The organism is Ancylomarina sp. (assembly GCF_041555295.1).
In the GTDB taxonomy this organism is placed as follows: Bacteria; Bacteroidota; Bacteroidia; order Bacteroidales; family Marinifilaceae; genus Ancylomarina.
In genome coordinates this window covers 1-7563 of the sequence record NZ_JBFFKR010000170.1, presented here as the reverse complement: position 1 = coordinate 7563, position 7563 = coordinate 1, and the positions used below count along the sequence as shown (strand labels likewise).

General features: G+C 35.1%; 9 protein-coding genes. 4 read left to right on the top strand and 5 right to left on the bottom strand.

What is annotated here, in order from left to right; translation table 11 throughout:
- The 3 genes from ABY905_RS11705 to ABY905_RS11695 form a co-directional block, all read left to right on the top strand.
- Positions 1-361: hypothetical protein (locus ABY905_RS11705; RefSeq protein ID WP_372644028.1), on the top strand; the 361-nt coding region annotated here is incomplete at its 5' end.
- A gap of 82 nt (positions 362-443) precedes the next feature.
- A complete protein-coding gene (locus ABY905_RS11700) occupies positions 444-1388 on the top strand; it encodes a sensor histidine kinase (RefSeq protein ID WP_372644026.1) in 945 nt (314 codons plus the stop codon).
- A 5-nt stretch (positions 1389-1393) separates the two neighbouring features.
- Complete coding sequence (locus ABY905_RS11695) at positions 1394-2152, top strand: LytR/AlgR family response regulator transcription factor (RefSeq protein ID WP_372644023.1); 759 nt, start codon at positions 1394-1396, stop codon at positions 2150-2152.
- A 78-nt stretch (positions 2153-2230) separates the two neighbouring features.
- Here the strand turns inward: ABY905_RS11695 and deoD are convergent, their stop codons facing one another.
- Positions 2231-2947: a purine-nucleoside phosphorylase gene (gene deoD, locus ABY905_RS11690; RefSeq protein ID WP_372644021.1), complete on the bottom strand. Its 717-nt coding sequence runs from the start codon at positions 2945-2947 to the stop codon at positions 2231-2233.
- A gap of 279 nt (positions 2948-3226) precedes the next feature.
- Positions 3227-3679, bottom strand: coding sequence for a nucleoside deaminase (locus ABY905_RS11685; RefSeq protein WP_372644019.1), 453 nt, complete (start codon positions 3677-3679; stop codon positions 3227-3229).
- Between the two features lie 175 nt (positions 3680-3854).
- Here ABY905_RS11685 and aspS point away from each other — a divergent pair, with 175 nt between their 5' ends.
- A complete protein-coding gene (aspS, locus tag ABY905_RS11680; protein ID WP_372644016.1) occupies positions 3855-5615 on the top strand; it encodes an aspartate--tRNA ligase in 1761 nt (586 codons plus the stop codon).
- Positions 5616-5753: 138 nt separating this feature from the next.
- Here the strand turns inward: aspS and ABY905_RS11675 are convergent, their stop codons facing one another.
- From ABY905_RS11675 to ABY905_RS11665, 3 genes are read right to left on the bottom strand one after another with little or no spacing between them, the layout of a single operon-like run.
- Positions 5754-6041 (bottom strand): hypothetical protein, encoded by a 288-nt coding sequence (locus ABY905_RS11675; protein ID WP_372644013.1) that lies wholly within the window; start codon positions 6039-6041, stop codon positions 5754-5756.
- 36 nt (positions 6042-6077) lie between these two features.
- Complete coding sequence (locus tag ABY905_RS11670) at positions 6078-6281, bottom strand: hypothetical protein (protein ID WP_372644010.1); 204 nt, start codon at positions 6279-6281, stop codon at positions 6078-6080.
- A 35-nt stretch (positions 6282-6316) separates the two neighbouring features.
- Positions 6317-7483 (bottom strand): 1-acyl-sn-glycerol-3-phosphate acyltransferase, encoded by a 1167-nt coding sequence (locus ABY905_RS11665; protein WP_372644007.1) that lies wholly within the window; start codon positions 7481-7483, stop codon positions 6317-6319.
- Positions 7484-7563 lie beyond the last annotated feature (80 nt).

The following is a 7563-nucleotide window of genomic DNA, read 5'->3' as shown; positions in this document are numbered from 1 at the left end:
TCTCGATAAGGCAAAGAAAATATCAAGTCATAACTCAGAACTTTTTTGTTTACAAGCACTAATCAATACAGCATGGGTGACTTTAGATCAGATGAATAATGGACAAAAATTATCCGCCTCAATCATAAAAGATTACCGAACAGCCATACAATTAGACACCAATAATCCACGTCCACTTTATTTATTAGCCGAATATCAAATCAATATGGCAAAACTCTTCGGGCAAGACACCAAGCCCTTTTATGAGATGATAAAAACATCATTAAAAAAGTTTGATAACTTTAAAGCACCTTCAGCCTTTTACCCAATGTGGGGAAAAGAAAGGGCAAGTTTATTACTTAAAGCACAAAATGCAAACTAGCGAATTAAAAATTAGATTAAAGAAAGATCTAAAGTTGTCATTACAATTGACACTCATATCAATCGTAATTACACTACTAATCATGCTCAACAGACTTAATTGGAATATTTTCTATGCTTCCATTATTATTTCGGTGATGTACTGTTTCGGATTAGCTATGGGCTGCAGTATGATTTCCACATTCTTAGATTGGAAATATAATTGGCAAACACAGGGAAAGAAACGTCTTGTTTTGGGAATTGTTATCACTGTCGTTTATGTTGTAACAGTTGTTCTACTTATCGATTATTACTTGTTAGTGAAACTTAAAAATATTCCTTTCGAGCATTTCTTCAAAGGTCGTTATTTGTGGATGCATCTTTTCTACATCGTATTGTCATTGGGTATTGCTACATTTTTTCATGCTAAAGGCTCCATGCAAGAATTAAAAATTGCTTTAACACAAAAAGCTTTATTGGAGAATCAGAATATTGCCTCCCAATACGAAGCCTTAAAAAATCAGGTCGATCCACATTTTTTATTCAACAGTTTGAACGTTCTTTCTTCTTTGGTAGATGAAAATCCTGCCACAGCTCAAAAATTTATTTCCCGCTTATCGCATATTTATCGCTATGTACTAGATCAGAAGGATAAAGAATTGGTTAGTTTAGAAGAAGAATTGAACTTTGCAGATCAGTACATTTTCTTGCAAAAGATACGATTCGAAAAAGGTGTTACTTTAAATACACACATTAATTATGCGAGTAATAATTATTTAACTATTCCTTTGGCTCTTCAGATTTTACTTGAAAATATTTTTAAACACAACGCAATATCCGATGAAAAGCCAATATTTATTAAGATCGAAACTCAAGGGGATTTTTTAATAGTTAGCAATACAATTAATAAAAAGAATACAATTCAAAGGTCTCACAATTTGGGTTTGGAGAATATTAAAGCACGTTACAAATATTTCACTGATACTGATGTTATTATAGAAGAAACACCAGAACAGTTTTGTGTTAAACTTCCCCTTATCCCCAATTAATTGCAATGAATATAGTCATAATAGAAGATGAGAAACCTGCAGCACGCAGATTGGAACGCATGTTGAATACTGAAGGTCTCAGTGTAATGAAAACGCTCCACTCGGTTGCCAAAGCTAAAGAGTGGTTCAGAGAAAATGAGCAACCCGAATTAATTTTTCTGGACATTCAACTTTCCGATGGCTTGAGCTTTGAAATATTTGAGCAGATGGAAATAACATCCTGCATTATTTTCACAACAGCTTACGATCAATATGCTTTAAAAGCTTTCAAGCTGAATAGCATCGACTATTTACTCAAGCCCATAGATAAGGATGCACTGGAAAACTCAATCAAAAAATACAAGCATTTCAATCCTGCAAAGGAAGAGCAGCATTCCTCCATACCGATGGAACAAATCAAGCAGCTTTTATCATCGTATCAGAATAATTACAAGGAGCGGTTTACGGTAAAAGTGGGGCAACATATCCGAAGTATCAAAACAGAAGATGTGGAATGTTTTTACAGTGAGAATAAAGCCAGTTTCATTTATACAAAAACAGGACGAAGCTACCCCATAGATAACTCGCTGGAACAATTGGAAGAATTACTCGACCCACTTGTATTCTTCAGGGTCAGTCGGAAATATTACATCAATATCGATTCGATAAAGGATATTTTAGCGTATTCAAACAGTCGCCTGAAAATTAAAATGAACAACTATCAACAGGATGAAATTATCGTGAGTCGGGAAAGAGTGAAAGAGTTTAAAACCTGGTTAGGCTAAGCATTTCAGTTCAGGGTATAAAAAAAGGAGAAACCCCCAAGTTTCTCCTTTTGTAATGCAATCGAATCTGATCTAAAATTATTGCTTGATTGCAGTTTCCAATCCAATTGTAATCATTGTATTCAATGATGTTTGGCGCTCTTCAGCGGTTGTTTCTTCTCCTGTTAAAATATGATCGCTTACAGTCAAAATCGCTAATGCTTTAGCCTTATGACGAGCAGCGATTGTATATAAAGCAGTGGCTTCCATTTCTACAGCTAGTACGCCATAGTCAGCCCAAATTTTAAATGGCTCTGGATTATTATCTAAGTCGTGATAAAAGATATCTGAAGTTAGAGTTGCTCCAACTTTAATATTAACACCTTGTTCTTTGGCTGACTGGTGTGCATCGGTCAACAAACCAAAATCAGCACATGGCGCATAGTCCATCCCTCTGAAAAGGTTTTTGTTCATTGCTGAATCTGTACAAGAAGTCATAGCAAGAATCACATCAAACACCTTCACATCGTGATTAAAGGAACCACAGGTTCCAATGCGAATCACATTCTTAACACCATATTGAGTGATTAACTCGTGAGTATAAATACCAATTGAAGGCACACCCATACCAGTTCCTTGTACAGAAATACGTTTTCCTTTATAGGTTCCAGTGAAACCTAACATATTTCTCACCTTGTTATAACAAACCACATCTTCTAGAAAATTGTCTGCAATATATTTTGCTCTTAATGGATCTCCAGGTAATAGAATTGTTTCTGCAATATCACCCATTTTAGCCTCGTTATGCGCGCTCATAATATCTTTTTTTTAATGTTTTATTATTAAAAATGTAGTTCCTAAAACAATCTATTACAGAATATATTGTACAATAATACACAAATCTACAAAAGATTATAAACACTTTCAACGAAAAGAGATGGATGATATAAATGGTTGGATTGTAGTGATCCTAAAATGGTAAAAGGTTAAATTACCCCTAATAAAACCCCTAATTACTTCTTCTAGGATTTTCAGTTTGCTAAATTAATGCTTTTGATTGGTGTTTCAAAATTAGGGATCATAAAATAACACACCTTACCTTTTCTTCTGAAAAAAAAGCTTTACCAAACTAGCGCTCTCTTCCTCTAAAACACCCGTTACTAGATCGGTTCTTGGATGCAATGGTGAAGGTGAGAATGCTGTATAACCTCTTTTCTTATCGCTTGCACCATAAACAATACGACTTATTTGTGACCAAGCTAAGGCACCAGCACACATATTACAAGGTTCTAATGTCACATATAGAGTGCAATCCTTTAAATACTTACCTCCCAAATAATTTGCAGCAGCCGTAATAGCCTGCATCTCAGCATGAGCGGTGACATCGTTTAAGCGTTCCGTTAAATTGTGAGCTCTTGCAATAATTCGATTATTACATACAACAATAGCTCCCACAGGAATTTCGTCCTCATCAAAAGCTTTATGCGCTTCTTCCAAAGCTTGCTTCATAAAATATTCGTCTGAAAATGGATTGATCATTTCTCCCATAAGATGCTATAAATAAAGAATTATTATTGTTGAATGTTACTAATCGAATTAAAAAAAGAGCTACAGTTTTGTCTCTAAACAAGATAAAATGCAAAAGCCTGCCCTATTTCAAAAAAAATCTATACTAATTCACAAAAACTTAGTATTTTCGCAAAGTTAATAAAATAGGAATAAGATGTATAGAACTCATACTTGTGGTGAATTAAGAATTCAGAATATAAAAGAAACTGTAACCCTTAGTGGTTGGGTACAAAAAGCTCGTGACTTGGGAGGAATGACCTTTGTCGATCTTCGTGATCGTTATGGTATTACTCAATTTGTTTTCGACATGGAAACCAATCCAGAGCTATGTGCTCAGGCTAGAAAATTAGGCCGTGAATTTGTTGTTTCAATTACTGGAACCATTCATGAACGTCAAAGTAAAAACTCAAAAATCCCAACTGGAGATATTGAGATCATTGCTGACAAGCTTGAAGTATTGAGTAAGTCTATTACACCTCCATTTACTATCGAAGATAACACGGACGGTGGAGACGAGCTAAGAATGAAGTATCGTTACCTTGATTTACGTCGTAACTGTGTTCGTGAAAACTTAATTACTCGTCATAAGATGGGTATCGAGATTCGTAATTTCCTTGATCAACTGGATTTTATTGAAACTGAAACGCCAGCATTGATTAAGTCTACTCCAGAAGGAGCTCGTGACTTTATTGTACCATCGCGTATGAATCCAGGTGAGTTTTATGCTTTGCCACAATCACCTCAGGTATTCAAACAATTGTTGATGATTTCTGGTTTCGACCGTTATTACCAAATTGTAAAATGTTTCCGCGACGAAGACCTTCGTGCTGACCGTCAGCCTGAGTTTACTCAGATTGATTGCGAGATGGCATTCGTAGAACAAGATGATATCTTAAATACTTTCGAAAGCCTAACGAAGCACTTATTCAAGAAATTGAAGAATGTTGAGTTAAACTTCGACTTCCCAAAGTTGGACTATGCTGATGCCATGACTTACTATGGTAACGATAAGCCTGACATACGTTTCGATATGAAAATTGTTGACCTAAGCGTTATTGCTAAAGGAAATGATTTCAAAGTATTTGATGATGCTGAATATATTGGAGCAATCTGTGCGACAGGTTGTGCTACTTATACACGTAAGCAATTGGATAAGCTAACTGATTTTGTGAAAAAACCACAAATTGGTGCTAAAGGTCTGGTTTACGTGAAATATAACGAGGATGGTTCTTTCAAATCATCTGTAGATAAATTCTACTCTACTGAACACCTACAGAAGTGGGCTGAGGCATGTAATGCTAAGCCAGGTGACTTATTGTTAGTTCTTGTTGGTGATCGTAACACAACGCTTCCTCAGCTTTCTGAGTTGCGTCTTGAAATGGGTTCTCAACTTGGATTAAAAGATAACGAGAAATTCTCTCCACTTTGGGTTGTAGATTTCCCTCTATTGGAGTGGGATGAAGACAATAAGCGTTTCCACGCCATGCACCATCCATTTACATCTCCTAAGAAAGAAGATCTTCACTTATTGGAGTCTGATCCAGGTGCTGTTCGTGCTAATGCTTACGATTTGGTTATTAATGGTGTTGAGATTGGTGGCGGTTCTATTCGTATTCACGACACAGATCTTCAAGCTCAAATGTTTAAGCATTTAGGTTTTACCGATGAAGAAGCTCAAGAGCAATTTGGTTTCCTAATGAATGCATTCAAATATGGTGCACCTCCTCATGGTGGTATTGCTTTCGGATTTGACCGTTTAGCTTCACTATTTGCTGGTATCGAATCTATCCGTGACGTCATTGCTTTCCCTAAAAACAATTCGGGTCGGGATGTCATGATTGATTCTCCATCTACAGTATCAGATGCACAATTGGTTGAGTTAAACTTAGCATTACGCGAGATTAAGATGAAATAATTCTTAAACTCATATTATATTGCAAAGGCCATCTCTCAAGAGATGGCCTTTTTTATTTTCAACAAATAGCTAAATCCATTGCATAAAAAAACCATCGGATAAAAATCCGATGGTTTTGAAATATCTAACAGATTGAACCTAAAAGTCCATATCTTCTTTGTCCTCTTTTTTATTGACAAGGCCTTGTTCACGCTTAATCATATCTTTATACATACCTCGCATAAATAAACAACCGTGCTTTACTGCCTCATCCTTACTTTGAAAATTAGCTTTAATCAAATGATGCTCGCTCATTTCCAAATCGGGATCATCGGTATAGTAATAAATACCAATATTAGGTCTTCCACCTTTTTTCTTAATCTCCAGTCCCATCCAGGTTTCAAAAACCTCACCATCAACCTTTATATGTCGTTTAAACTTTATCATTTCAATTCTATTACTTGATAAAACAAAATTAGAGCTTTACTTATCTTGCTCCAAATCCTTTATTTTCTTTTCCAGGTTATTTACAAGAACCATGGTTAGCGTTAATATAAACATCACAACCACTTCAATATAAATACCTGTTTTGTCTCCAGATTCTCCTGTTGAATGTAGAAGGTTTAAAACACTTGCTACCATAATTAGGAAGGTAGACATTATCAAAAGAAATTTAATTAGTTTCATCCTTATTATTATTGGTATTCGTAATCAATTAAATCTTATTGGTTATCTAGTATAAAATCAGGCTTTGTTAACTCTATCTGATTTTTCACTGGATTAGCATATATTTCAAAGAAAATCTCCCTAAGTCTTTCATGGTCAACATCAACAGTTCCCAACTTCTTGTCCATATGTTTTAAGAATAATTCCTTTTCCTCATCCGTATATTTATCTTGATATTCGTCAGTCTTATTCAAAATATCAAAAGCAATATAGTTATCAGGCCAAAGTTTGAAGTTTTTATGAATCTTATAGTCAATCAAATCAGCCAAAGCTTTAAGCTTATCACGACTATCATCCATTTCTTCTATCACATCAAGCATCTTCGAAATTGGCTTCCCAACTCTAAAATGAACACGCCCTTTTTCATTAGTCAGTCCCCTAAGCATACTTAATAGATCGTCCTTTGGAGTTTTCTTATAGCCCTCGTCAGTTTCTTTCAAGAAACGTTCGCGTGACTTTAAAGCATCGCATGGCTCATACTCATATGAAATAGCAACAGGAACAATTCTTAAATCTTTAAAATGCTCAGAGAAGGTTTTATTACCACTCATCTGTAACATCTTTAATAAGCTTTGTTGTGTTCTATCGTCACCATCCTTTGTTCTTCCCTCACGCTGTGCAATCCAAACCGAAGATTTCTTCGTGTTTATAGCATGTCCAATATATGATGATAGATGATTCGAATTCACCAACATATCACGCACCGACGAATTTCGCTTGACAACAAAACTTTTATTAAGCTTTACCAAGTCGCTAATCCACGGTTTGATCAATAAATTAGATCCGATCGCAATTTCAGTTGTTGAAAAACCATTTCGATATAACAGAATATTCAGAAGAGCAGAATCCAGAATAATATCTCGGTGATCTGATATAAAAAGGTAACTCTCGTTATTATCCAATTTATCTAATCCTTCGATACTGATTCCTTTTGTCGTATTTTTTATGATATTATTCGCCAAGGGGACTATAAACATCGACTGAAAATCGTCAACCGTTTTTACCTGTGACAAACTACCTTCAATTTTTTCTCGAGATAAATCGGGGAATAATTGTAAAGCAAATTTTAAAAAATCGTCATTCTTAATTAGTCGTTCTATTACTTCCGACACTTCGGAGTCGCAATAAGGACGTATATCATCATATTCTGATTCAGAAATCATTATCTAATCGGATTGGTTTTAAGGAACTGCAAAAATAAGTAAATAAAATGGATTATCTAAATAGTGAGGCATGATACAAG